General features: G+C 34.6%; 27 protein-coding genes and 1 pseudogene. 4 read left to right on the top strand and 24 right to left on the bottom strand.

Going from position 1 to position 23,942, the window contains the following annotated elements:
- Position 1: 1 nt before the first annotated feature.
- Positions 2-787 (bottom strand): lytic transglycosylase domain-containing protein, encoded by a 786-nt coding sequence (locus MKX31_RS06570; RefSeq protein ID WP_340980364.1) that lies wholly within the window; start codon positions 785-787, stop codon positions 2-4.
- Positions 788-1,043: 256 nt separating this feature from the next.
- On the opposite strand from MKX31_RS06570, the gene MKX31_RS06565 reads away from it, so the two are divergent.
- Positions 1,044-2,138: a flagellin N-terminal helical domain-containing protein gene (locus tag MKX31_RS06565; protein WP_340980362.1), complete on the top strand. Its 1,095-nt coding sequence runs from the start codon at positions 1,044-1,046 to the stop codon at positions 2,136-2,138.
- 211 nt (positions 2,139-2,349) lie between these two features.
- Positions 2,350-2,912: pseudogene (locus MKX31_RS06560) on the top strand (flagellin).
- Between the two features lie 95 nt (positions 2,913-3,007).
- On the opposite strand, the gene MKX31_RS06555 reads toward MKX31_RS06560, so the two are convergent.
- The 22 genes from MKX31_RS06555 to MKX31_RS06450 all read right to left on the bottom strand — a co-directional run bounded on the left by MKX31_RS06555 (position 3,008) and on the right by MKX31_RS06450 (position 21,726).
- Positions 3,008-3,955 (bottom strand): DNA-binding domain-containing protein, encoded by a 948-nt coding sequence (locus tag MKX31_RS06555; RefSeq protein WP_340981540.1) that lies wholly within the window; start codon positions 3,953-3,955, stop codon positions 3,008-3,010.
- Between the two features lie 639 nt (positions 3,956-4,594).
- A complete protein-coding gene (locus MKX31_RS06550) occupies positions 4,595-5,503 on the bottom strand; it encodes a chemotaxis protein (protein WP_064459934.1) in 909 nt (302 codons plus the stop codon).
- A 120-nt stretch (positions 5,504-5,623) separates the two neighbouring features.
- Positions 5,624-6,109: a hypothetical protein gene (locus MKX31_RS06545; RefSeq protein ID WP_000068322.1), complete on the bottom strand. Its 486-nt coding sequence runs from the start codon at positions 6,107-6,109 to the stop codon at positions 5,624-5,626.
- A gap of 318 nt (positions 6,110-6,427) precedes the next feature.
- Entirely contained in the window at positions 6,428-6,766 is a 339-nt protein-coding gene (locus tag MKX31_RS06540) for a DUF3964 family protein (RefSeq protein ID WP_000213334.1), read from the bottom strand.
- Between the two features lie 49 nt (positions 6,767-6,815).
- Positions 6,816-8,129 (bottom strand): flagellar hook protein FlgE, encoded by a 1,314-nt coding sequence (gene flgE / locus MKX31_RS06535; protein ID WP_098093095.1) that lies wholly within the window; start codon positions 8,127-8,129, stop codon positions 6,816-6,818.
- Positions 8,130-8,150: 21 nt separating this feature from the next.
- Positions 8,151-8,723 (bottom strand): flagellar hook assembly protein FlgD, encoded by a 573-nt coding sequence (locus MKX31_RS06530; RefSeq protein ID WP_001143483.1) that lies wholly within the window; start codon positions 8,721-8,723, stop codon positions 8,151-8,153.
- Positions 8,724-8,726: 3 nt separating this feature from the next.
- The gene (locus MKX31_RS06525) at positions 8,727-9,842 is read right to left on the bottom strand and encodes a flagellar hook-length control protein FliK (protein WP_142315017.1); all 1,116 of its coding nucleotides are present in this window, start codon (positions 9,840-9,842) and stop codon (positions 8,727-8,729) included.
- A gap of 10 nt (positions 9,843-9,852) precedes the next feature.
- Entirely contained in the window at positions 9,853-10,263 is a 411-nt protein-coding gene (locus MKX31_RS06520; RefSeq protein ID WP_000360879.1) for a hypothetical protein, read from the bottom strand.
- A gap of 117 nt (positions 10,264-10,380) precedes the next feature.
- A complete protein-coding gene (gene fliI / locus MKX31_RS06515) occupies positions 10,381-11,685 on the bottom strand; it encodes a flagellar protein export ATPase FliI (RefSeq protein ID WP_098093091.1) in 1,305 nt (434 codons plus the stop codon).
- Entirely contained in the window at positions 11,682-12,368 is a 687-nt protein-coding gene (locus MKX31_RS06510) for a FliH/SctL family protein (protein WP_098093089.1), read from the bottom strand. The genes fliI and MKX31_RS06510 overlap by 4 nt, the downstream gene beginning before the upstream one ends.
- Positions 12,355-13,359 carry a flagellar motor switch protein FliG gene (locus MKX31_RS06505; RefSeq protein ID WP_000883360.1) on the bottom strand — a complete coding sequence of 335 codons (1,005 nt, stop codon included), beginning with the start codon at positions 13,357-13,359 and terminating at the stop codon, positions 12,355-12,357. Before MKX31_RS06505 ends, MKX31_RS06510 begins: the two co-directional genes overlap by 14 nt.
- Before the next feature lie 13 nt (positions 13,360-13,372).
- Entirely contained in the window at positions 13,373-14,947 is a 1,575-nt protein-coding gene (locus MKX31_RS06500) for a flagellar M-ring protein FliF C-terminal domain-containing protein (RefSeq protein WP_340980352.1), read from the bottom strand.
- 22 nt (positions 14,948-14,969) lie between these two features.
- Positions 14,970-15,269, bottom strand: a complete 300-nt coding sequence (gene fliE, locus MKX31_RS06495) for a flagellar hook-basal body complex protein FliE (RefSeq protein WP_000701682.1) — start codon at positions 15,267-15,269, stop codon at positions 14,970-14,972.
- A gap of 16 nt (positions 15,270-15,285) precedes the next feature.
- Positions 15,286-15,699 (bottom strand): flagellar basal body rod protein FlgC, encoded by a 414-nt coding sequence (gene flgC / locus MKX31_RS06490; protein WP_098093087.1) that lies wholly within the window; start codon positions 15,697-15,699, stop codon positions 15,286-15,288.
- Positions 15,700-15,719: 20 nt separating this feature from the next.
- A complete protein-coding gene (flgB, locus tag MKX31_RS06485) occupies positions 15,720-16,127 on the bottom strand; it encodes a flagellar basal body rod protein FlgB (RefSeq protein ID WP_001113102.1) in 408 nt (135 codons plus the stop codon).
- Positions 16,128-16,495: 368 nt separating this feature from the next.
- Entirely contained in the window at positions 16,496-16,768 is a 273-nt protein-coding gene (locus MKX31_RS06480; protein WP_001058080.1) for a hypothetical protein, read from the bottom strand.
- Positions 16,758-17,126, bottom strand: coding sequence for a flagellar export chaperone FliS (locus MKX31_RS06475; protein ID WP_001149518.1), 369 nt, complete (start codon positions 17,124-17,126; stop codon positions 16,758-16,760). Before MKX31_RS06475 ends, MKX31_RS06480 begins: the two co-directional genes overlap by 11 nt.
- A 22-nt stretch (positions 17,127-17,148) precedes the next feature.
- Positions 17,149-18,552 (bottom strand): flagellar hook-associated protein 2, encoded by a 1,404-nt coding sequence (locus MKX31_RS06470; RefSeq protein WP_098093085.1) that lies wholly within the window; start codon positions 18,550-18,552, stop codon positions 17,149-17,151.
- Between the two features lie 19 nt (positions 18,553-18,571).
- Positions 18,572-19,435: a flagellar hook-associated protein 3 gene (locus MKX31_RS06465; protein WP_098093083.1), complete on the bottom strand. Its 864-nt coding sequence runs from the start codon at positions 19,433-19,435 to the stop codon at positions 18,572-18,574.
- Between the two features lie 41 nt (positions 19,436-19,476).
- Positions 19,477-20,775 carry a flagellar hook-associated protein FlgK gene (gene flgK, locus MKX31_RS06460; RefSeq protein WP_340980347.1) on the bottom strand — a complete coding sequence of 433 codons (1,299 nt, stop codon included), beginning with the start codon at positions 20,773-20,775 and terminating at the stop codon, positions 19,477-19,479.
- 17 nt (positions 20,776-20,792) lie between these two features.
- A complete protein-coding gene (locus MKX31_RS06455) occupies positions 20,793-21,245 on the bottom strand; it encodes a hypothetical protein (protein WP_048561273.1) in 453 nt (150 codons plus the stop codon).
- A 16-nt stretch (positions 21,246-21,261) separates the two neighbouring features.
- Complete coding sequence (locus MKX31_RS06450; protein ID WP_000946323.1) at positions 21,262-21,726, bottom strand: YaaR family protein; 465 nt, start codon at positions 21,724-21,726, stop codon at positions 21,262-21,264.
- Positions 21,727-21,869: 143 nt separating this feature from the next.
- Here MKX31_RS06450 and MKX31_RS06445 point away from each other — a divergent pair, with 143 nt between their 5' ends.
- Complete coding sequence (locus MKX31_RS06445) at positions 21,870-22,367, top strand: flagellar motor switch protein FliG (RefSeq protein WP_098102206.1); 498 nt, start codon at positions 21,870-21,872, stop codon at positions 22,365-22,367.
- Positions 22,368-22,406: 39 nt separating this feature from the next.
- Complete coding sequence (gene cheR, locus MKX31_RS06440) at positions 22,407-23,189, top strand: protein-glutamate O-methyltransferase CheR (RefSeq protein WP_116349646.1); 783 nt, start codon at positions 22,407-22,409, stop codon at positions 23,187-23,189.
- Positions 23,190-23,222: 33 nt separating this feature from the next.
- Here cheR and MKX31_RS06435 read toward each other — a convergent pair whose 3' ends face one another.
- On the bottom strand, positions 23,223-23,939 hold the full coding sequence (locus MKX31_RS06435) for a hypothetical protein (RefSeq protein ID WP_098111831.1): 717 nt from the start codon (positions 23,937-23,939) through the stop codon (positions 23,223-23,225).
- Positions 23,940-23,942: the final 3 nt, after the last annotated feature.

Genomic DNA, 23,942 nt, shown 5'->3' with positions numbered 1-23,942 from the left:
CTTATTTTGAAACGTCGATATTTAATATTTTTTTAATATATCCTTGCGTTTCTTTAAATGGCGGTACGCCTCCGTACTTTCTCACATTACCAGGACCTGCATTATAAGATGCAAGTGCCAATACTAAGTCGCCGTTATTTTTCTTTAAATAACCGCTTAACTCTTTCACACCGCCCTCAATACTTTCAGCTGGTGAAAATGGATTTTTTATACCCATCTCTTTCACATTCGCTGGCATAAGCTGCATAAGACCCATCGCACCTGCATGTGACACCGTTTTCGGATTAAAATTAGACTCTACTTCAATCATTTTTTGAATTAACGTTTTCGGAATTCCGTATGTACGGCTAGTGCGATCAATAATATCCTCATACTTCCCCTCATTGGAAGAACGTATTTTTTGAATATTATACTTCTTCGTTAATCCCCACGTATCAGCAGCCTCATTTTTCGTTTCTGGGAAACGTCGTTCAAACTCTTTTTGTGCGACTTGCACTTCATCTACGTTCTTCGTTTCAGCTTTTTCTTCAGGCTTACTCGCTTCCTCTACTTTATTAATAGATTGTTCCGGTTTATTTACGACCGTTTCTATTTTCGTAGATTGTACCGGCTGACTCATATCGGCTACACTTGTCGGCTGTGCAGTACCCTTCGTCTCCTTCGCAGGTTCACTCTGCAACTTCTCTTGAAAACGACTACTAACGAATGCTTGTGGACTACTTAGCTTTTGCTGAATTTGTCCTTTCTTATATGCAAGCACTTCTTTTACTATATTTCCAACTATCATAATATCACCTTTTCGGTAAACAAAGATAATCTAATATTAGAGTTTTTTTTTAAAGTTTGCAATAATCCTTTTAATAATATTGTAATAAAAAAATGAATATATTGTTAAACTGTTATTTTTTTATATTTATTAATTCGAATTTTTAGTTGACACCCGCTATGACAGGGATTACAATAAATCTCGAAATTGATTTTTTCGCATATTACCGTTTTTCAATTTGCAGAAAAGTCAATATAAAAAAATGGGGGTTCTTAACATGAGAATTAATACAAACATTAACAGCATGCGTACTCAAGAGTACATGCGCCAAAACCAAGCAAAAATGAGTAACTCTATGGATCGTTTATCAAGCGGTAAACGTATCAATAGCGCAGCTGACGATGCAGCAGGTCTTGCAATCGCAACTCGTATGAAAGCTCGTGAAGGCGGCTTAAACGTTGCTGCCCGTAACACACAAGATGGTATGTCTTTAATCCGTACTGCAGATTCAGCTTTAAACTCTGTATCTAACATCTTACTTCGTATGCGTGACCTTGCAAACCAATCTGCAACTGGTACAAATACTACAAAAAACCAAGTTGCTTTAAACAAGGAGTTTTCTGCATTAAAAGAGCAAATCACTTACATTGCTGACAATACTCAATTTAACGACAAAAACCTATTAAAGTCTACACAAGAAATTAAAATCCAAACTCTTGACTCTGATGCAACAGCTCAACAGATTGGAATTAAATTAGAGGGTGCGAGCCTTACAGATTTAGGTATCGCAGACTTATCAATCGAAACTGCTTTAACAGATGATGCAAAAAAATCTATTGAAGCTTTTGACACATTTAAAGCTGACTATGCTAAAGCAGCTAACCTTACTGCACAAAAGGCAGCTGTAGCTGCATTTGGAGCTGCATTTAAAGCAGCAGGATTTGATAGTGCAGATGCAACTAAAGTTACAACAGCAGCAACTGCCTTTGCAACAACAGCAACAGATGCAACAACAGCAGGAAAAGGATACACTGATATTGTAAACGCTTTTGATGCAATTAAAGATACTGCAAAATTAGATACTGCAAAACCATCAGCTCTAAATGCAGTTGGACAACTTGATGCTGCTCTTACAACAGTTGCTGATAACCGTGCTACTCTAGGTGCTACATTAAACCGTCTTGACTTCAATGTAAACAACCTTAAGAGCCAAGAAAACTCTATGGCAGCTTCAGCTTCTCAAATCGAAGACGCTGACATGGCGAAAGAAATGTCTGAAATGACTAAGTTCAAAATCTTGAACGAAGCTGGTATCAGCATGCTTTCTCAAGCAAACCAAACTCCACAAATGGTTTCTAAATTATTACAATAAGCCATTTGAGTTCGTTTCATGAATAAACCTCTCTGCTTGCGGAGAGGTTTATTTTATATATATAGATAAATCATTTGTAAAAGCTTTCTTTTTTATGGAAGAGAGCATCCTCGATGCGTAGAAGCAGTCCATGCCTATCTCTATCCCCTCTCATGTTAAAACACAACTAGAGGTTAACTTTAAGACCATATATGAAAGTATAAGATAAGGAATGTGTACGAATGTTTTAAGTATGAATGCTAGGCAGTTGTTGTATGAGAATGAAAAAAGTATGAATGTTGCGATGGAGCATTTAGCAACTGGTAAGAAGTTAAACCATGATTCTGATAATCCTGCAAATATTGCGATTGTGACTCGTATGCATGCGAGAGCCAGTGGTATGCGTGTGGCAATTCGTAATAATAACGATGCGATATCGGTCATATAGTAAATATGACGAAACAAATTCCCCCTTCCCCTACACAACATGCCATCAAGATTTCAACAGAACAAGAAGCAAGAGCGGCGATTCGTAAAATTGAAGAGGCTTTACAAAATATATCACTTCATCGTGCTGATCTTGGGGCTATGATCAATCGTTTACAGTTTAATATTGAAAATTTAAATAGCCAAAGTATGGCCCTAACAGATGCTGCATCTCGAATTGAAGATGCAGATATGGCGCAGGAAATGAGCGATTTTTTAAAGTTTAAATAGTTAACTGAAGTTGCGCTTAGTATGGTTTCACAGGCAAATCAAATACCGCAAATGGTTTCCAAGTTGCTACAATCTTAAAAAATCATCTTCCTTCTATGAAACGATTCCATACAAAACAAAAGGGAAATACATATAAACTATGTATCTCCCTTTTATTTTGTACCCAAATTTTATTACTGTGTTACAGTCATAACCTGCCCACTACGATCAACCATAATTTTCATTTTACCGTCTTGTGCGTTATATAACCCTAATTTATGCAAATCTTGTTTACATTCTTTTACGAAGAAAGGTAATGTGCGAATTTGATCAATATCAGAGCTCGTAATGAAATGAATTAAATGATGCGTCATTTCTTTTATATCATGAACAAGCTCTTCCTTTTCTCGCTTTAGTCTTTCATTTTCAGCTCGTAATACATGTAATTCGCCTTCGAGTCCTCGAGCATTCTTTTCATCTTTTGAACGCTCTGCAGCCATGCTAGAAAGCTTATAGATTCCTTCCATGAACTGATGTAGTTCATACTCTTTTCTTTCACTACACTGGCTAATCGTTTCAAAATTATCAACAATACCAGATATAACTGTTACAAGGCTTTTTTCACTCTCCGTATTTTGAACTTCTCCTCTTAACTCTTGCTTGTTTTCTTTTTTCATCTCAACAATCGGTTCTTTTACAGGTGTATATTTTCGCTTTCGTCCTGGTTTTTGTTTTTTAATATTTTCAAACGGTATTTCACATTTTTTTAATTTGTAATACGTATTTTGTAATTGACTTGCTGTTTTTGGAAAAAGATTTAGTTCTTTTTTACTAACGTATTTTGAAATATTAATAATGTTTAAACCGTGACGTTGGGAAAATTGATACACTTCATACAGTAACTCTAGCTCAGACTTCAGCCATGTAATTGTAGATTTTTCATACGCTCGCATCCCGCCATTTTTTTCGATATCTATTTGAAATAATACCATTCTATTATATAAATCAACTAATTCTTCATACTCTACTCGGAATTGTTTCTCTATTTTTTTTAATTCCCCTTCTAGCTGCACATCGTTCATTTTATTATTTGACATGTTTTGTAAAAGATTTAATACATTGATTGCTGTGTGGTGATACATAATCTGTGCCACTCCCCCTCATCCTTTCACAATTCTCATCTGACTCCCATGTCTTTTTAGAAAATAGCATTTTTCCATATCCATATTATAACATTTCGAAATTATCTGTCAAATATTAAACATACAAAAATGTATAGAAAGTATAGAAATAGAAAAATTATTTTTAATTAATTATAATTACATATTAATTATATTATATGGTATTTCAGATATATTTTCACCGAAAAAGTTTGCGTTACTACGCAACCTTACTAGCATAATCCAAAAATACGCTCTCTTATATTTTCAAATAAATAAGCCAGCTATTTATTCATTAAACGAATTGAAAATCTCGAAGTAGAGACTATTCATACAGCCACAAACACTCCAGAAATGTTTAATCTTCCTACCTGTACAGCAGAGTATAGAATACTAAAAAGGAACTAGCCAATACTACTTACACATGGCTAGTTCCCTCCTCCCTACTAAAAGAATAGAGATGTATATCGGTTCTTCAAACCCTCAATTGAAAGCTCTATTCTTCTACTGACCTTAAAACCACTCCATATGTCTGACCTTAATCACATGGGGCTCTATTAGGCACTGACCCCCACTTCCACACTTCGCTAGATTCTCTCTTCCAGCTACTAATAAAAGCTTTTAAAGCACTAACTTATCAACTAAACCAATTAACTCTTGAATATCTGGCTTACTTACTTGCGCATTTGCTCCTACAGCTTCGCCTTTATGGAATAATTCATTTGTAATTAATGAAGAGAAAATAATAACCGGTAAACGATTCATTACTTCACTATCCTTAACAACTTTCGTTAAATGATGTCCGTCCATTTTTGGCATTTCAATATCAGTAATTAGCAGGTGAATATGTTCAAACATTTTTTCACCTTGCTCTTTCGCTAGTTTTTCAATTTGTGCTAATGCTTCTGCACCATTGCTGAAGAAGTTCATTTTCGTATATCCAGCTGATGATAATGTTTCTTCTAATATTTGGCGAAGCATCGCTGAATCTTCTGCAATATAAATCACTTTTTCAGCTCGATCCGTTTTTTGCTCTAAACCTGCAAGTGATTTATTGTCATAGCCAGTACCACTAATTTCACATACAATTTTCTCGTAATCTAATAGTAAGATGATTTTTCCATCTAGCTTTACAATACCAGATGTCGTTTCTTCTAGTCCCATAGATAATGAAGCTGGCTCATCAATTTGTTCCCACGAAATACGTTGAATACGATGCACTTCATCAACGCGGAAAATAACTTTCATTTGATTTAATTCAGAGATAATAAATTTCGTTTGATCAAGTGGTTTTGTTGATTTTAAATTAAGAGCCGTCGCTAAGTTAATAACAGGTAAAATTTCACCACGTACTTGAACAACACCTTCAACTGCATGATGAGATTCTGGCACAGTTGTAACAGGGAATGGATTAATGATTTCACGTACTTTCATTACATTAATACTAAATAGGTTTTCACCAACAGTATATGTAACAATCTCTAATTCATTTGTTCCGCTTTCTAATAAAATACTTTGTGCTTGTGACATAAAGGTGTCGCTCCCCTTCCATTAATTCCGTATATCTAATTATTAAGCTTTATTAAACCGAAAAAGTCAACTACCTATATGAAAAATATAGATAGTCGAACGATTTATTTTAAAAGACGCTTAATCTTGTATAAACGAAGCAAGTGCCTCTAATAACACTTCTTGTGCTCCTACAATTTCTGTCGGCATTGCTTCCCACTTTTTCGAAAGCTCCGTTTCTACTCTTATTCTTAGCTCCGAATCCATTTCTTCTAACACATATTCTTTCGTCGCTATATCAACATCAAGTAGCGCAAGCGCATATAATTCTGGATCATTTATTTTTTTAAATAATTGTTTCAATATAGATGGTGCTATATGTTTTAATTTTTCAATATGAATTTCTTTATCAGAAAATAGTAACTCATATTGAATAAATGTAACATTTTCTTTAATCACTTTAAAATAGCAATTATTTTTTTTATCATTTACAAAATAACCGTTCGGATCTGCAATAATACTCTCTACTTTACGAATTAAATCTGGCAAACTACTCGCCGCCATAACAGTCCGCTGCTCAACCTCACTTGGCGAAATGAATGTAACGCGATACTTATTCTGCGCCATCCTCCTCACCTCTCCTTTTATAGAAATCTATCGTCACATACTATCCAGAAGGCACTAGCCTACTATGAAATGATTATCTCATCCCCAACCATCTCAGTACGCCTCCATAGCTCTATTCTTACAACTAGGAGCCCGTCTGGATCATAACTGTTTATCCACACTAAACTTCGCTTACCTCTTCTTATACTACCCTAGTAACTCTCCATACCTCTGTCCTTATACACCAGTCGAGGCCCTATTAGGCACTAACCGCTCCAAAACAACGCTGGGTCCTCTCTTCAACCCTGAAAAGAGCTTTTAAGGTCTTTTTAGATCTTTTTAAGAACTTTTCAATAACTCGATGTTATTGAACCAAAATGCAATCTGCTGATCCGTTATTCCTGATAGTGTAATAAAAAACTCACGGCACTTCATCTCGTCCTTAAACAGTTGATACTTCCATTCTCCTTCGCTACCAACACTTACGAAATAAAACTCATGAATACGGCCAATAATTGATTGCTTTTCACCAAATGAATATGCAGGTACTTGCTTAATTTCAAATTGATCAGGTAAATATATATGCTCTTCTCGTTCCATTTTTAACACTTGCTCTGCAAGTTCACGTTTATTTTCGAAAAAAGGCAATTGTAAAATTCGCTCTTGTCTTGTCGTCATACGAATAAAAAACCCTTTCTACTACATTACAATTTTACTTTATGATATATTATCGAATTAAGTTTACAACTTCATTTAATACTTCATCTGAAACTTTAATTACTTTCGCATTTCCTTGGAACCCACGTTGATAAAGCATTAAATCAACAAATTCTACAGATAAATCTACGTTTGAACTTTCTTTTGCTGACCCTCGTACATTCCCTGCACCATTCTCACCAGCAACACCTATTCCTGGAATACCCGCTGATGGTGTCGCAACGTAATTTCCATTCCCTGTTTTCATTAATCCACCTGAATTCGGGAATGTAGCTACAGCTAGTTGTCCTACAACTTTCATACTACCATCCGAATATTTCATCATAACGAAACCACCGTCAGAAATAGAATAGTCATTTGCAATTGCAGCTGGACGCCCCGTTACTTCTGTGGTAGAAATAGTTTTCCCTGTCGGATAATTTGTTAATCCGCTTAAATCAAGTGTTAGACCACCACCAAAAGGAATTTGAACAGATCCACCTTTAGTAATTTCACCAGTTACTGGATCTTTTTGTACAGCCTCATCTGTTTGCTTTAAATTTCCTAATGTATCAAATATAAGCGGTTTGTTGTCCGGCATACCTTCAATAGGCTTAAATTCTTTTTCGTTTTTAGAATCATTTCTTACAGAAACTGCATATGTATATTCACCTGGCACTGGCTTTTCAACTTCTTTACCATCTACAGTCTCTTTTGTAGTCTTTTGTTTAATATTTACACGTAACGTTAACGAGTTCCCTTCCGCATCAAAAACTGTGAATTCGTGAGATAATGCATTTTGGTTTCTAGGAAGGTTTCCGCCTATTGTCGCTTTATCTGTTTGAATCCCACCAACAGCTGATCCCATTGGAATATGAATTGGGCTTGGTCGTGAAGAAAAATCTACTTCTTGTGTTCCTGTTTTTACACCATAACCTAGTACATACTGTCCACCTGTATTTGTAACATAGCTATCTTTCGATACACTAAAAGACCCTTTTCTCGTATACTCTACATTTCCAGCATTACGATCACCAACTAAAAACAAACCGTTTCCTTCTATCGCTGTCTCCATCTTATCACTAGTTAAAGTAATAGAGCCATCACTAAAATCTGTAGATGTCCCACTGAACTTTACACCGTTACCAATACTCTTTGGATTCGTGCCAGCATAAGCACCATCACCACGTGAACCAACCGTATTATTATATAGCAAATCATCAAATATAGCCTTTTGCTTTTTATATCCAACTGTTTGTGCATTTGCAATATTATTTGAAGTAACACTTAATGCATTTTGTGCTGCATTCATCCCTGTAATACTTGTATATAACGCTTTAATCATAACCTTTGTACACTCCTTTTATTAATCTTGTTTAACCTCTTCATTTTTTTCTATATCATCTTTCTTCTCATCTTCCGGATTAGTTTCTGTTATCGGTTTATCAGAAACCCTTTCTATGAAACGAAGTGAGACAACTTGATTATCAACAATAAGTTGCACATCGTTATTTTCAGCAAGTCGAACTGTTTCCACTTGACCAGTCACTTGCTTTCCATTATTGCTTACACCTCTAACGTACTTTCCTAAAAACTTCATCCCTCCATCAAGAGCCGTCGAATACATCGTTGATTGCAGTTTATCTACTGCTTTCGTCATATTCTGTACTTGCTCCATAAGCGATAGCTGTGCTGTTTGGTTCATCATTTGGTTCATATCCATCGCATTAAACGGGTCTTGATGTTGAAAGCTTGCTAAGAAAAGTTTCAGGAAATCATCTTTATCCATAATACCGGGTGTTTTTTGAGTACTTGCTGATACTCCGTTTGCTTGTTGAGCTGTCGACTGTGCACCAGTAACAGATGCGTTTTTTGTTTGTGCTCCTGCTTGTAACGGAATATGATTTGTACTCGTTGTATTTAATCCAACTGTTGGCACACTTTATTCCTCCAATAATCCCGCAAATTCTTTTGCATGTTGTTTTTCATGTTTTGTACTTGCTAATTTTTGTTTTTGTCTTTGCTCTTGTTCTCGCTGTTCTTTTCGATTTTCATCTTTATCTGAATAGCTAATTTGAATATTGATTTCTTTTTCTTTTAACTTCAATCTCAATTCATCAAAAATGATTTCAACACGTTTTTTCGCATCATGTTTTTCCATTTCTACGTGAACATCAATTTGATCTCCATGTTTTTTCATAAACACCGTTAATGTACCAAGTTTTTCTGGGTTTAACTGAAATAAAACACGCTCTTGTTTCACTACAAATTTTTGCAACGCTTCTACTTGTGCTTCCATTTTCTTTCCTAAGTCAGGTAACGTAACTTTCTCAGCGCCACTATTTGATTTTCCTATTTGATCCGTACCCGTTGCTTTATTTAATAACTCCGCACCCGTTGAACTCGAATCGTTTAACACATCACCTTCAGGCAACTCTATCTTTACATCATCGCCCTCAGCTTTTGGAAGATCTACATCTAAATCTTTGGAATCCTCTTGTTTCTTTGCAATATTACAAGTTTCTGTTTCTACAATTTTTAATGCTTGCATCGTTTGCTCCGGCATCTTCATTTTGTCTAATACCATTTGCATTGTATCTTCTAAACATATAGCATTTTTGATATTCATATTTGAAAGAAGCTCTTGCAACTGTTGTAATTCATTGGCGGGTAATTCGTTAAGTTTTATATTTCCATATTCTTTATATAGCTCTTGTATTTTTTGTATGTATTGATATAACAATTCCGGCTGCACACGTAATTGTTCAATTGCAACCATTTGCTCAGATACAGCTAATAGTAACTGTTCTGTCTCTTTTTTTTCTTCTTTCTTTACAATTGGCTCTTCTTTCGTTACTGATTGTTTAGAAAGAATATATTCTTTTTTTTCTTCTTTTGGTGCTTCTTCTCGTTTCATTTTCTCCGTTTTCGGCTGCTTTTTATTTTCCATTCTCATCGTACGATCGAATGAAGAATCTTCACTTTTTGATTGTACTTCTAGCCCTTTTTCTTTTTGCGGAGGTAAACTTTGTTGCACCGGTAATACAGACTGTATCACTATATTCACCTCACCCATTCATACACATTTTCAAATCAAGAAGCATTTTTTCTTCCTGCTTTTCTCGTACTTTTGCAAGCTTTCTACAATCTTCTTGATACATTTCATCAATGACACGTTCTTTTTCTTTTACCTGTTCTAAAAGGCTTTCATTTTTTTGAATAAAATCTTCCGTTTTTTTAATTTTCCGATTCCATTCTTCTATTCTTTCAGGTGAAAACGTATGTGACGAAAGCATGCCAGCCATTATACGCTGCCCAGTTTGTACGACTTTACTACGCGATTTTACTACATATAAATCATATTCTTTTTTTTGTTCTATTTTTCTTTTTTCACCTGTTAATTCATACACTTCTTTCAAAATCTGTTCTTTTTCTTGATTTATTTGCAATTTTATCGTGTCGTACTGCTGCTTATCCACCTGTTTTCATAGCCCCTTCCTATTATAACGTTCTCTTTTTCTATTATATAGTTTTTTTCCAAAAAAATCTGTGAAATATTAAAAAAACAAAAAAATAAGACCTCTTGGGCAGAGGTCTTATACTATATGGTGCATCGCTTCAACAATATCATCAAATTGGAAACTATCAGATCGACCTTGTTTTAAAAACGTATTTATACCTTCTACTTTGTTTTTACATTCAAAAATATAAGCATTTTCTGTATTTTCTTGAATCGTTCCTAATTTAAAATACAATTCATTTTCTTTATAAACAGATAAGATTTTTCTCATTTCATTTGCAAGTTGCCAATGAGTTGGCGAAACGATTTCTTCCATAATCCTACTCACTGAGTCTAGCACTGAAATAGCAGGGTAATGACTCAGTGTTGCAAGCTCACGTTTTAATACAATATGTCCATCTAAAATACCACGCGCTAAATCTGGTACAGGGCCGTTTAAATCGTCTCCATCAACGAGTACGGTATAAATACCTGTTATAGATCCCTTTTGTGTTTTCCCAGAGCGCTCTAACAGCTTCTTCATATAACTTTCCATTAAGAGTGTTTTACCACCGATCGGCAACTCTTTAACGGCAATATCAACACTCCTACGCGCGTCAGCAAAACGAGTAACAGAGTCCATCATAAGTAGTACGTTATTACCTTGATCACGGAAATGTTCAGCAATAGACGTTGCAAGCTTCGCTGCACGAAGTTGCATTAGGTGACTTTCATCTGACGTCGCTACAACAACGACGCTTTTTCGCATTCCTTCTTCACCTAATTCTTTTCGAATAAAGTCTTTTACTTCCCGGCCACGTTCTCCTACTAAGCTAATAACATTAATGTCAGCTTTTGCATTTTTTGCAATCATTCCGAGTAAAGTAGATTTACCAACACCAGAACCTGCAAAAATACCAATCTTTTGACCGATGCCAATTGTTAGCATAGAATCAATCGATTTGATTCCAGTTTCAAATACATCGGTAATTTCTTCACGTTCAAATGCATGAATAGGCGGGGCATCTAGTTTTATTTTTTGTAATGGAATATTCTCTGCATCCTCATTTAGTACTTCGCCATTTGCGCTTAACACTTTTCCGAGTAAATGATTCCCACGAGGTATGACAACATCTTCTGCAACTAATGTAACTGAATCTCCATAACATACTTTTTCTGTTTGCTCAAATGGAAGTAACATATTGTTTTCTTTTTCAATCGCAATCACTTCACATAAAACATTATGTTCCCCAACGAAACAAACATCTCCAATTTTCGCCTTTGGCCCTTTCGCTACGAAAAACTGTTCTTGTACACTATGAACTTTACCGATTTTCGTATAAAACGGGGTTTCAATAAACGTATTCCATTTACTATGTTCGTTCATGAGCTTGTTATTCATACATTTTGCTCCTCAAATACCTTCTCTTCTTCCCATTTCTGGCGAAGTTTCGCAAATATAGGTGCAAATTTAAATTCAAAGAACTCTTTCTCTTCTTCTAGAACAAATTCACCGAACTGTAAGGAGAAATCATATTTCCATTCTACTAATTGTAGTAACCAATACTCTTTCGTATTTTCCTTCTCTTCTTGAATACGTTCAAATGTTTCTGGGTGTACGGTAATGATTAATTTTTCAAACGAAGTAGGCAACGTTTGAACGATACCAGTTAAAATGGGTAACACATCAAGCAATCGTGAATCTACCGCTTGATTCACGATTTTTTCTGCTAGTTGAAAAGATTGATTCCATAATAACTCTGTCCATTCATATGCTGTTTCTTGTTGTTCTTTTTGAAACTGCATACGTGCTGCTTCCATCTGTTCCATTTGGTCATGAATATGCATTTGAAATTCTTCTTTATCTTGCAATAGCTGTTGACGCTCTCGTTCTAGCATTTGCTGTTCTTGCCTTAGTTGATTCAGTTCAGTATGTAATGATTGTTGCTGTGCAAGAAGCTCTTCATGGTCCACCTGTATTTCTTCTTCGACTTGAACTGGTATTGGTTTTGGAAATTGTAATTCATACGTTTCTTCAGAAAAAGAAACAGAATTCTTCGGAATTCTGTTTTTAAATAAGGACATCATCTTCACCTCTTTGAACGATAATTCTTCCTTCCTTCTCTAGCTTTTTCACTGTGCCTGTAATCGTTTGCTGTGCTTTTTCAGCATCCGTCATCTTAAGCGGCCCTAAGCCATCTAATTCTTCTAGAATCATCTCTTTACGGTTTGAAGACATACATGTAAATAATTTCTCTTTAATTTCTTCTTTTGCAATTTTAAGTGCTTTCGCAATAACACCGTTATCTGTAATTTCTTCTAATACACGACGAAGTGCAAGATCTTCAAGTCCGAGTAAGTCTTCAAATACAAACATGTTTTCTTTAATTTTCTCAGATAACTCATAATCCATTTCATCCAGCTTTTGAAAGACTGTTTTTTCAACACCTCGTGAAACATTATTTAAAATGTTTACTATTGTTTTCAAGCCATCCGTTTTATTAATTGCATTAAATGCCATATTATTTAATTTTGATTTTAATAAATCACCAATTTGATTTATTAATTCACCATCAACTTGCTCTAGCTTCGCAATCCCCATTACCGTTTCTACTCGCTTATGATCTGGTAATCTCTCAATTAATTGAGAAGCAAGCTGCGGTTTAATATAAGAAGCGATAATCGCAATCGTTTGTGGCGATTCATCATTAAGTACAGTAAGAAGCGGTTCTAAATCCGCAAGTGAATTTAAGAATTCAAACGGATTATCTTTGTTATACCAAAGATCTTCCAATAATTTTTCTAGTTCGTCTTCTGGCATATTTTTAAATATGCGACGAATATATTCTTTATCCGGAGTCACTAGGTTTAATTCTTTTACATTTAATTCATACAAGAACTCCCCTAGTACATTTTCTAACGTTTCCGGTTTATATACACGAAACTTCGCGATTTCACGAAGTAATACTTCTTTTTCCTCAGCCGTCATATATTCAATGACTTTTGCTGCCACCCCTTCTTCTAATGTACGAATAAGGATGGCAGCTTTTTCTTTGGAGGAGATTTCATCTAACATCGTTGTTCCTCCCTTACTGTCCATTTAACCATTTTTTAATTACTTTTGCAGTTCCTTCTACATGTTCTTTCGTAGCATCATGCACTTGTTCATCTAACGTTGGTTCTTTCGGTTCTTCTGGTTCTGGTTTTGGCTCTGGTACTATTTTTTCTTCAGGAATTTCCATGATACTTTCATTACTTGCAGCAATTTCCTCTTCTGCTAAGTATTCTTCATATTCCTCTTCTTCTTTCTTTCTCTTACGTCTTGCTAATAAGAACCATACTAGACCACCAATTGCTAATAAACCAGCTGGAATTCCACCGAATAACCACCAGTTTATACCGCTTTCTTCTGGTTCTTTCTTCTTCTCTTCTTTCGGCTGATCAAACTGAACAGTTACAACGTTAACTTGACCGTTTGTAAAGTTTCCATTCGGATCAGCTTGAAGCCCAGCAGCTGTGCCGATTGCTTCTTTGAAAGTAGTCATATCCATTTTTCGTTTTACTAACGTATCATTGTCTACCCATACTACAACATTTGTTTTCGTTAATTCTGGATGTTTCTTAATCGTTTCAACCGTTTTATCTATTTCATAGTTTTCAATTTTGTTACCATTTTTATTATCATAGACGATTTTACCATTTTGATTATTGTTCGTACCGTAATTTGGCACTTCACCGTTCGCTGTAATACCAGCACCTTGTTTTGTCTCTGCTCCTTCTTGCGCAGTAGAGCTTTCTTCTTGCTCTTGTTTACTACGAAGTACACCTTTATCACCATATTTTTCTGACTGGCGTGTAACTTCATCATAGTTTACAGATACTTTCGTATTCACTTTATATTCATTCGGTTTAAACATCGTCATTAATGTTGCGTCAATATCTTGCTTTAATTTACCTTCAATTTGATGTTGCATCTCTACTTCTTTTTCATAAGAAGAGGAACTAGTAGAATGCGCTTCATCTGCTCCTTTTGAGATAATACCTTTTTTGCTATCAATCACACTTACTTCTTCTGCTTTCACGCCAGGAACTGCAGCACTAATCATTTGCTGTATACCTGCAACCTGATCTGCCGTTAATAATTGGCCACGTTTCACACCTACAGTAATCGCAGCTGTTCCTTTTGCTTTTTCTTCATCAAAAATTGTCTCTTTTTCAGGTAATGTAATTTGAACATTTGCCGTTTCAACTGTCGCAAAGTTTCTTACGATATCTTGCTCCAATTGCTTTTTCGTACCGACAATTTGCTTCATTTTTTTATCTTGCTCACTTGAACCGAGCGAGCTTTCTAATAAAATTTCCTCACCGCTTTTAGAATTAAACGGTAAGCCCATCCCATTCATTTCTTTTCGAACCCATGGAGCATCATTTTTTTGCACACGAATCGATCCATCGGCCGCTAACTGATAATCGACACCTAACTTTGATAATTCTGCTGTAATCTCTTGCTTATCTGCATCATTTAAATTTTGATATACAACAACATATCTATCTGGCAAGGTGAAGTATAAAAGTGCTCCTGTTACAATCGCTAAAAGCGCAGCACCGATTACTAACTTATGCCACGTTTTTAACGATTGGATAACATTTTTCATCTTTTCCATTTAAACACACCCGTCCACTTTCCTAAATTTGCATATTAATTAGTGACTTATAATTTTCAATAAGATTATCACGTACGAGAGCAGCCGTTTTCATTTGAGACTCAGCCTTCTTCTGCTGAATTAAAACGTCATGCGTTTCTCCTACTCCTTTAGTTAGTAAATCATATACTGCTGTTTGTGCATTGTTTTGCGTTTGATTCATATCTTCCAATAAATCAATAAACTTTTTCCCCTCAACTACAGATGTTTGAGACGTTTTCGGTGCACCAATTGACTGAATTGCTCCAAATGGTTGCGTATTTAACATTGGTTGGATTTTCATATTACTATATTCCCCCTTATCCTCTGCCAATTTCTAAATCTTTATCAAGCATTTTTTTATTCGCATTTAATACACTTGTATTCGCTTCGTACATTTTTTGGGCAACCATTACATTCGTCATTTCAGCAGTCACATCAATATTTGGATAGCGTACATATCCTTCTTCATTTGCATGCGGATGTGTTGGATCATACACTAAGTTTTCAGTTTTATCTGCTTCAATACTTTTTATTTTTACTCCATTTGTAGGAGACCCATCTAACATATTTGCAAAACTATTGTTTGATTCTAGCACTACACTACGACGCTCATATAAATTCGCCCCCGGAGCAGCCGTTGTATTTGTATTTACAATATTGTTAGAAGTAACTTCCATCCACTTTCTCGCTGTCGTTAGCCCTGAGCCACTTGCATTAATTGCCTGAAACATCGTTGTCTCTCCTTCTACTTTTAACGTCCGCGTGCCGCTTGGTTAATTGCATATTGTGTATTAATCGCGTTAATTGAAATACCGTATAACTGATTTGCTTTCATTAAATCTAGCATTTCTGTCGTTACATCCACACTATTTCCATCTTTATTCGTTTGCATTGATTTTGTTTGCATCTTTGCATATGTATTTTTCGTATTCACTGTCGGTAAGTGCATTTCATTCGTTTGATATAAATTTGGATTACTCTTTAAGTCCGCAGCATTGTTCTTATATAATGCACTACTTTTATTCATTTGCTCAGCAAATGTTACATCTTGCGCTTTATAGCCGGGTGTATTCGCATTTGCAATATTACTAGAAACAGTATTTCGTTTCGTCACTAAATAATTCATATAATGGCCTACATCACTCACTAAATCTGGCATATTCCACACCCTTTCTTTTTTAACTTCATGATCCACTGATGGAAGTTTCACTTCATTATTTATTTTCTTATATGCGTTTATTAAAATATTAACAATCATGTACCCTTACATATTTTATTCCATTTTTCCATTGTTGTCTTTAGAAAAATACAAAAATATAAAAAAGAATACAAAAAAACTGTATACACGCAATAATCTACGGAACATTTCAATATATGATCTACAAACTAAAGTTCATTTTTACATTATTTAGATTACTACTATTTTTCATTACAGTCATAAAATGAAACCTCAATCAGCGGAAGTCTTTATTAAAACAAAGGAATGGATCCCCTCTTAAAAGGGGAATCCGTTTCTAAACTCAATCATTAAAATTTACCGTAAAATGAATTAGCTTTCATGCGCCCATCATTTGTCATAATCATTTCTTCCAAAATCTTTTGCTTATCTCGGATATGCTGTGCCGCCTTAATAATGAATGGGCTTACTTCTGCTGCAACTTGTGCACGTGTTTCCTCATCCAATGTCATCATCCAGCGATTTAACATCTCACTCTTCTCAGCAAACTCCCCATCTGACACTTGCAATTCACCGATTTCATTAAAACAGCCAACAAACGTCCGATAAATATCATTGTTCATTTTCAAGTGCTCCGCGGTAACCATCTATTAAATCTTGTAACACTTTCACAATTGCATCCATGTCTTTTGCTTCACGTGTTACTTTCATCGTTTGAATTTGAATGCTAATCCAATCGTATAAACCGTACAGACTATCATATAAATCTTTCGTAATTTCAGGATTTAATTGAAGCTTTAATTCTTCAAAAATACGTTCTAACTTTTCAAGAAGTGCATCTCCTTCTTGTAGCTTAAAAGTATGTAACAGTTCTTCTAAATTACGAAACTCTACAATACATCTTTCATAAATAAAAATTGTATTTTTAATCGGATTACTCGTCATAATATCATTTTGCATATAACGTTGCCATGCTTGCATACAATCACTTCCTTACCTTTCATTAATCATCACTTTTTTGTTTTGTCATTGCTTTAATTGTTTTTAATTGGCTATCAAGCGCCGCTAACGTACTTTCTAGCTTTTGATACTTCTTCACAATTTCATCTTGCTTTTGCAAGTTTTGCGTTTCAATATCTTTAATCTTTTTATCTAAATCACTTACACGTGAATCAATGTTTTTTACTCGTTCTCCAACTACACCTTTATCACCAAATAACTTATCAAGTGGCTCTTCCATCATTTTTCCTAAACCGTTAGAACTAAAGAAAAATTGCTTCGCTGCATCCGGTTTTTCTTTTAACGCTTTCGTTAATGCTTCGTCATTAACTTCCATCGTTCCATCTTGCTTTAATTGAATACCAAATGAGAATAAGTAATTGCCCTCTTGTGAAAATGTTACAACATTGTTCATAGCTTGACGCACACTTTGCATAATAGCTTGTCCTTGGAAGGCCCCACCTTTACCAGCAAAGATATCTACTGTAGCAACAGCTTTATTATAATCTGCAACCATCTTTTTAATAATATTTGATGCGTCTGTTACGTTTGAGTCACTTACTGTGAATTTTAGATCTATGCCTTTTGCTTTTGGTTCTGTTGTTGTACCTGCATTTGATGTTCCTTCTACTGTCGGCTCAGTTACTTTTAACAATTCAATTTTCACGCCTGGAAGAGCTTCAATTGTATTGCTAGGACTTTTACCTTCAATACCATTAATAGTATATTTTGCATCTAATGCTTCGTTAATAGTATTTAATTTCATTTCCGTGGCAAGTGGGTCTTTTCCTTCCACTTTCGAATAAAACAAATCTGTAAGTACATTCGGTGGTGTCTTTTCTAATTTAATTTCATTCATTGCCCCTTCTTTTTTCGAGGTCATGAAAATTTTATCTCCAAGTGTATAAGCCGATACACCATAATCTCCGTCATTAATTTTATTAATTAAATCCTTATATGTCATATCAGTTGTTACTTTTAGTTCTTTATCACCTAGTTTTATTGTTTCATCTTTAGGAAGCTTCGCATTTATATCAGTAACCTTATTAGAGGCTATTTGATGACGCTGTGCAAGCTGAGTAATCGTCATATTAAAAGTGCCAGCAATTGCACCACCATCAGCTTTTACATCTATATAGCCTTCTTGCGTTGTCGTTACTTTTTTTTCATTCCCTTTAAAAGCCGCTAAGTTTTTAAAAGTTTGTGTGAAAGAGCTAAATTCCGATTTCAAACTTGTATATAATAGTTTATCATTTGTAAGATCGTTCTTTTCTTTCGTATACGGTGTTTTCCTCATATCTAACGCTTGCAGCTCTAATTCTACTAGGTTAGAAGTATCGATCATATTATTTCCGAGGTTCCAAATTTGTTGTCTACCACCAATACCTGTCATCGTTGTTCCTGCCATTTTTCTCACTCCTTATAGATTACATATAGTCTAAAATACTCGTTTTACTCATCGTACTAACTGCTTTTAACGTAGCTTCATACGTTGCGTTTATATAAGCTAAATCAGAAATTGCTACCGCTAAGTCAACATCCTCAATTTCTTTACGGTTTTCTTGAAGTGCTAAATTTTGCTCGCTTAAAATTGTTTTAAACGTCTCCATTGTGTTCATTGTCGAACCAACTTCAGTTGTACGGTTAATGATGCCATCTAAATTTTTCTTATTTTCTCCTAATAACGGCTGTAATGCTTTTTGGTCACCTTTTTGCATCGCTTCACTCATCTGTTTTAACGTTTTTATAACAGGGGATAATAGCGCTTCACCGTTACGAAATGCTTTTAATTCATAACCGTCATTTAGTTGCCAGTTCACATCATTTTGTCCACCTTGATACGTACCATCTTCTGTAAATGGTGGTTTCTCTGTACTATCACCACCGAAAATATAACGACCTTGCTCTTTCGTATTTGCTAAATATACAACTTGTTTTAAAATTTGATCAATCTCTGCACCAATGGCTTTCAATTCTTTTTCACCATTTTGCTCACTTAATGCCTGCAACGTTAATTGATCTGCTCTCGTTAAAGATTTAAAAACACCTTGTAAAGTATTTTCGGTTTGTGTTAATACATTTTTCGAATCCGCTAAATCTTTTTGCATTTGCTCCATATTCGCCAATGAATGTTGAATCGCAAATGATTTACTTGCCGCAAGTGGATCTTCACTCATAAAAAGGTTTTTCTTCCCTGAAGTTACTTGATTTCGGTGGTATTGTTGTTGCACATTCAAATCCATTAACTGATTCTTTGCCCAGCTTGCATTTTGAAATGTAGATACTCTCATTTCTATCTCCTCCTTATATATTTCCAATCAATTACTATCACTTATCGAATAATCGAAAATAGACTATCAAACACTTCATTCATCGTAGTAATAGCTTTAGAGTTTGCAACGAAATATTTTTGGAAGGCCATTAAATTAACCATTTCCTCTTCCATATTAACGCCTTCAACACCCATTTTTTCTTGCTGAATCCCCTCTAATAAATCCCCATGAATTTTTTGATAAGCATTCACTGCACTTTTATCAGATGCAACACCAACTACGAACTGGTCTAATGCTTGTTTATAAGAAAGACCTTCTTTATAATTTCCATCTGTAATTGCTGCTAGTTTATTTGCTGTTTCAGCTGATATTTTCATTTTCGAAACATCTTTTGCAAATTCAGGGTTTAATTTCATATCTTTCGCTTGATCTCCAACGAAGAACTCTTTCCCCATTACTGTGTTCACTTCATTCTTTACAGAATTCATTAGTTCTTCAAGGTTTTTCTTATAACTAGCAATCTTCGCTTTCGTATCGATCGCTGATTGGATTGCTCCACTAGTTAAAGGAATTTCCGAACCGTAAATTTCAGCAATCATTGGTTCTTTTTCTTTATTTAATTGAAGTGGATATGTATCTTGTCCATTTACTGTTAAAACACCATTCATCCTAACACTCGCGATATTAGGATTCATAGATTCATAAGACACTTCTATATTTGCATACTTAGACATTTCTGTAATGATACGATCACGTTCATCCAAAAGTTGATTTGGCACTTGTGTACCTGCTTGTCCAATTTTTTTATTCGCTTCCGCTAAGCTGCCAGCAAGACGATTAAATTCATTGACATGCGCTTCAATATCTTCTCTCGTTTGTGCTTCTGCTGTATCTAAGCCTTTCGCCAGACGATTTACTTGGCTTGTAAATTTCCCAGTTTCAGAAATTAATGTATCATAGTAATTTGGTTGTTCTGGATTTTTTGCAACTTCACGAAAGGCATTGAAGAAGCCATCCATTAAACTAGATAATGAATTCTTCCCTGTCGTTCCAACCATAGATTCTACACGTGATAAAGTCGAATTCATGTAGTTATAGTAAGAGAGTTGAGATAATTGATCGTTAAACTGTTTCGTCTTCACTTCATCTGTAATACGGTCAACGCCTAACGTTTGTACACCGTAACCTATTTTTTGTTCCGGTGAATAGCCCTGACTTGCCCCAGCCGATCCGTAATTCACCATTTGACGCACATAACCAGGCGTATGAATGTTAGATAAATTTTGTTTCGTCGTTTGTAATCCCATTTGTGCCGCTAATAAACCCGATAGCGGCGTATTATAATCAGATAATCTCATAATGTTTCACTTCCCCTTTACAATAGTTCGTTCATAAAGATTTGTGAATTATTGTTTCGCTCTAAATTATATTCAGAAACGGAATCCACAATACTTTCTGTAGTTTTTAATAGTACGTTTAAGTAATATTGATTTTTCAAAAGAATCATTTTTACATTCTCTTCTAATTCAGCTACATTTTTTTGTAATTCTTCCATTTTTTCAATTTCTTCATGAGAAAAATACGAAAATAACGCACTTACGCGAAATGATTCCACGCCCTGTTCTTTACAAAACTGAACAACCATTTCTTCAAATGAACTTGATAACTTTTTTAAACCATCAATGTACTGCAATTGCTCTACTTGTAACTTTTGAACTGCATTTACATTTTTATGTTTTAAATTCTCATATATTTGTTCTCCAAGCGCTTGAATGTTTTCATATGCTTTTTGAATAATAACAAGCTTTTCATATAATTGTATGTACATATAGCTTCCTTCCCTTTTACAAGACTAAATTTACAATTAAACCGTGGATTTCTCCAATCTGATTTAACATTTCTAAATGTCCCGTTTTCGTATTAATTAAATTCATAACATCTTCTAGCTCATTTAATCCCATTTCCGCCTGTTTTACAATCGTCATTTTCTGTGAATATCCGTAACGCGGATGACGAGACATGACATCTTTATATTGCAATACATTATCTACGTAAAAATTCAAAAATGATTTTACTGTATTTTTGTATTCCATTACATTATCAAGCGTTAATTCCATTTCAATTTTCTCTTTAATTTCTCCAATGTTATCGACAAATGCTTCCATTTGTTCTAGCAATTTATCTTTTTTCGGATCTGCATGCAAATTATCCGAAAATGCAAGTCCTGTCCTGACATTTGCTTCTTTCGGCATTTGAGTAGCAGGCGGTATATGCGATAAAATTGGATTATGCGAGATCGAACGCAGCATATATATCACCTATTTATTTTTTTATTTCTTCCTAAACTTAATCGTAAAATCCAGTTATTTATAATTATACTCTGAACACTAATATTTTGCAGTTATTTTTTATAAAAGATATGTTACAATTTAGCATGAGGTGGCACAAATCTATGAATATTTTTCTTTGTGGTTCAAATCAATTAACAGCATTAGATCAAGAAGAAATAAAAAAATTTTTAACTGACTATGCTCACAAACATAAAATTTACATATTATGTTATAAATCTATCGAAAATGAGATTCTTCGTTTTTTCATCGAAAACGAAAGACTCGCTCAAAATTTATGCCTTTACACGCTACAGCCGTTACAAGCATTAACAGATGAATTTCAAGAGGTCCTTGATTACTTAAAAAGACACGGAGCCGAGTATGTTACTTTTGATCATCCTTCCGACTCCATTTACCGATCGGATTATATGTTTTTTGTAAAACAAATAATCGAAGATACCGATTTAGTTCTCTGTTTTTATAATGGGGACAAGCATACATCTGTCATTCCCGTTGACGTTGCAAAAGAAGCAGGAATTGATGCTGTTATTTATGATTTACCAGGTTTACATGAAAAACAGATGAAAAAAAACTTTGAACAAAAAATCCGTATGATGTAAAGGGGGAGGCACAATATCGTTATTGTGCCTATTATAAATATGATAATTGAACAAGATTATGATCATTTTATCGCGAGTTTTAAACAACAATTCAATATGGATATCGCTTCATATAAACAAGATAGAATGCGTCGTAGAATCGATGCTTTTATTTCGAGAAAGGGCTTTGAGAACTACACTAGTTTTTTAAGCAATTTACGTACCGATCAAAATTTATTTTTAAGTTTTATTGACTATATTACAATTAACGTTTCAGAGTTTTTTAGAAATAAAGAACGTTGGCAAACATTAGAGACGAAAGCACTACCAAAATTACTTGAACAAAATAACGGAAAATTAAAAGTATGGAGTGCCGCTTGCGCTGCCGGTGAAGAACCATATACACTCTCTTTAATTTTATCGAAACATTTAGCTCCATTTCGTTTTGAAATACAAGCAACAGATCTTGATTTTCACATTTTAGAAACTGCAAAACGCGGTCAATATACAGAACGTTCTTTAAAAGAATTACCTATTGATTTGAAAGAGCGTCATTTTACAAAAGAGAATGATATATATTCATTACATCAAAACATTAAGCAAAACGTGACGTTCAAACAACACGACCTGTTAATGCAGTCATTCGATACAAATTACGACTTAATCATTTGTCGCAACGTAATGATATACTTTACTGAAGAAGCAAGGGTAAAACTTTATGAAAAGTTTAGTCGTGCTCTACGAAAAGGTGGCGTATTATTTGTTGGTAGTACTGAACAAATTTTAACACCTGAACGATACAATCTTCAGCGCTTTGATACATTCTTTTACGAAAAAATATAAAAGAGGTCGTCACAATGTAAAGTGACGACCTTTTTATATAACTCGAATTAAAATAATAGCAACAATCCATACAAAGAGAAAAAGAAATGTCATAGACCATTTATGTTCTTGCATCGTTTGTTTCAGGGCCTGTGATAATTGTGTCATATTCATTTCTGCAAGCGCTCTCCATACACTTACATCCCGCTCTTTAGCAGTGCGATCTGTAACGCTAATTAAAATAGTTTCGTTAGACAATTTCGTTATGTAAGCAGTAATAACCGTTACCATTAAATTTATATTTCCTTCTGAAGAATCACTTTCCACTCTAGAAATGAGTGCACTTACATCTAATAACGGAATATGTACCTTTCTACCAAATGATAGTTGTACTTCTGCGAAATCATACGTTCCATCTAACAAAGGAAGTTCTTTTATATGCGCCTGTTTAACAAGCCCTTGTAAACTTCTCATTACTTGTTCAAATACTTTTTCTGTTTGCTTTCCTTCACCAGTTAACGTATGTAACTTTTTAAAGAGTTGTAATACTGTATCCATCTCTTTAGAAAGCATTTCCTTCATAACCTTTCCATCACCTAAACTCGCAAGTAAAATCCCTATTTCATTATTTCTCGAAATAATCTTAGACTGTCCAGTAAACACTAGATTACTATGCTTTCGTTCTTTCTGGATTTCATGTTCCGAAATAGCTGCAGGCTGTTTTAATGGTTGTAGCGTCTTATTTTCAATTGTCGTACGTTTAATCTCCATCTA

It is taken from the genome of Bacillus sp. FSL M8-0063, from assembly GCF_038005545.1.
Lineage (GTDB): Bacteria > Bacillota > Bacilli > Bacillales > Bacillaceae_G > Bacillus_A > Bacillus_A wiedmannii.
Note: the sequence above shows the minus strand (reverse complement) of the source record. Positions and strands in the feature narration are given on the sequence as shown.

Coding starts and splice junctions, on each gene's coding strand:
- MKX31_RS06570 (WP_340980364.1), bottom strand. CDS start 787: ATGATAGTTGGAAATATAGTAAAAGAAGTGCTTGCATATAAGAAAGGA.
- MKX31_RS06565 (WP_340980362.1), top strand. CDS start 1,044: ATGAGAATTAATACAAACATTAACAGCATGCGTACTCAAGAGTACATG.
- MKX31_RS06555 (WP_340981540.1), bottom strand. CDS start 3,955: ATGTATCACCACACAGCAATCAATGTATTAAATCTTTTACAAAACATG.
- MKX31_RS06550 (WP_064459934.1), bottom strand. CDS start 5,503: ATGTCACAAGCACAAAGTATTTTATTAGAAAGCGGAACAAATGAATTA.
- MKX31_RS06545 (WP_000068322.1), bottom strand. CDS start 6,109: ATGGCGCAGAATAAGTATCGCGTTACATTCATTTCGCCAAGTGAGGTT.
- MKX31_RS06540 (WP_000213334.1), bottom strand. CDS start 6,766: ATGACGACAAGACAAGAGCGAATTTTACAATTGCCTTTTTTCGAAAAT.
- flgE (WP_098093095.1), bottom strand. CDS start 8,129: ATGATTAAAGCGTTATATACAAGTATTACAGGGATGAATGCAGCACAA.
- fliI (WP_098093091.1), bottom strand. CDS start 11,685: ATGAATAACAAGCTCATGAACGAACATAGTAAATGGAATACGTTTATT.
- MKX31_RS06510 (WP_098093089.1), bottom strand. CDS start 12,368: ATGTCCTTATTTAAAAACAGAATTCCGAAGAATTCTGTTTCTTTTTCT.
- MKX31_RS06505 (WP_000883360.1), bottom strand. CDS start 13,359: ATGTTAGATGAAATCTCCTCCAAAGAAAAAGCTGCCATCCTTATTCGT.
- MKX31_RS06500 (WP_340980352.1), bottom strand. CDS start 14,947: ATGGAAAAGATGAAAAATGTTATCCAATCGTTAAAAACGTGGCATAAG.
- fliE (WP_000701682.1), bottom strand. CDS start 15,269: ATGAAAATCCAACCAATGTTAAATACGCAACCATTTGGAGCAATTCAG.
- flgC (WP_098093087.1), bottom strand. CDS start 15,699: ATGTTTCAGGCAATTAATGCAAGTGGCTCAGGGCTAACGACAGCGAGA.
- flgB (WP_001113102.1), bottom strand. CDS start 16,127: ATGCCAGATTTAGTGAGTGATGTAGGCCATTATATGAATTATTTAGTG.
- MKX31_RS06480 (WP_001058080.1), bottom strand. CDS start 16,768: ATGAACAATGATATTTATCGGACGTTTGTTGGCTGTTTTAATGAAATC.
- MKX31_RS06475 (WP_001149518.1), bottom strand. CDS start 17,126: ATGCAAGCATGGCAACGTTATATGCAAAATGATATTATGACGAGTAAT.
- MKX31_RS06470 (WP_098093085.1), bottom strand. CDS start 18,552: ATGGCAGGAACAACGATGACAGGTATTGGTGGTAGACAACAAATTTGG.
- MKX31_RS06465 (WP_098093083.1), bottom strand. CDS start 19,435: ATGAGAGTATCTACATTTCAAAATGCAAGCTGGGCAAAGAATCAGTTA.
- flgK (WP_340980347.1), bottom strand. CDS start 20,775: ATGAGATTATCTGATTATAATACGCCGCTATCGGGTTTATTAGCGGCA.
- MKX31_RS06455 (WP_048561273.1), bottom strand. CDS start 21,245: ATGTACATACAATTATATGAAAAGCTTGTTATTATTCAAAAAGCATAT.
- MKX31_RS06450 (WP_000946323.1), bottom strand. CDS start 21,726: ATGCTGCGTTCGATCTCGCATAATCCAATTTTATCGCATATACCGCCT.
- MKX31_RS06445 (WP_098102206.1), top strand. CDS start 21,870: ATGAATATTTTTCTTTGTGGTTCAAATCAATTAACAGCATTAGATCAA.
- cheR (WP_116349646.1), top strand. CDS start 22,407: ATGATAATTGAACAAGATTATGATCATTTTATCGCGAGTTTTAAACAA.
- MKX31_RS06435 (WP_098111831.1), bottom strand. CDS start 23,939: ATGGAGATTAAACGTACGACAATTGAAAATAAGACGCTACAACCATTA.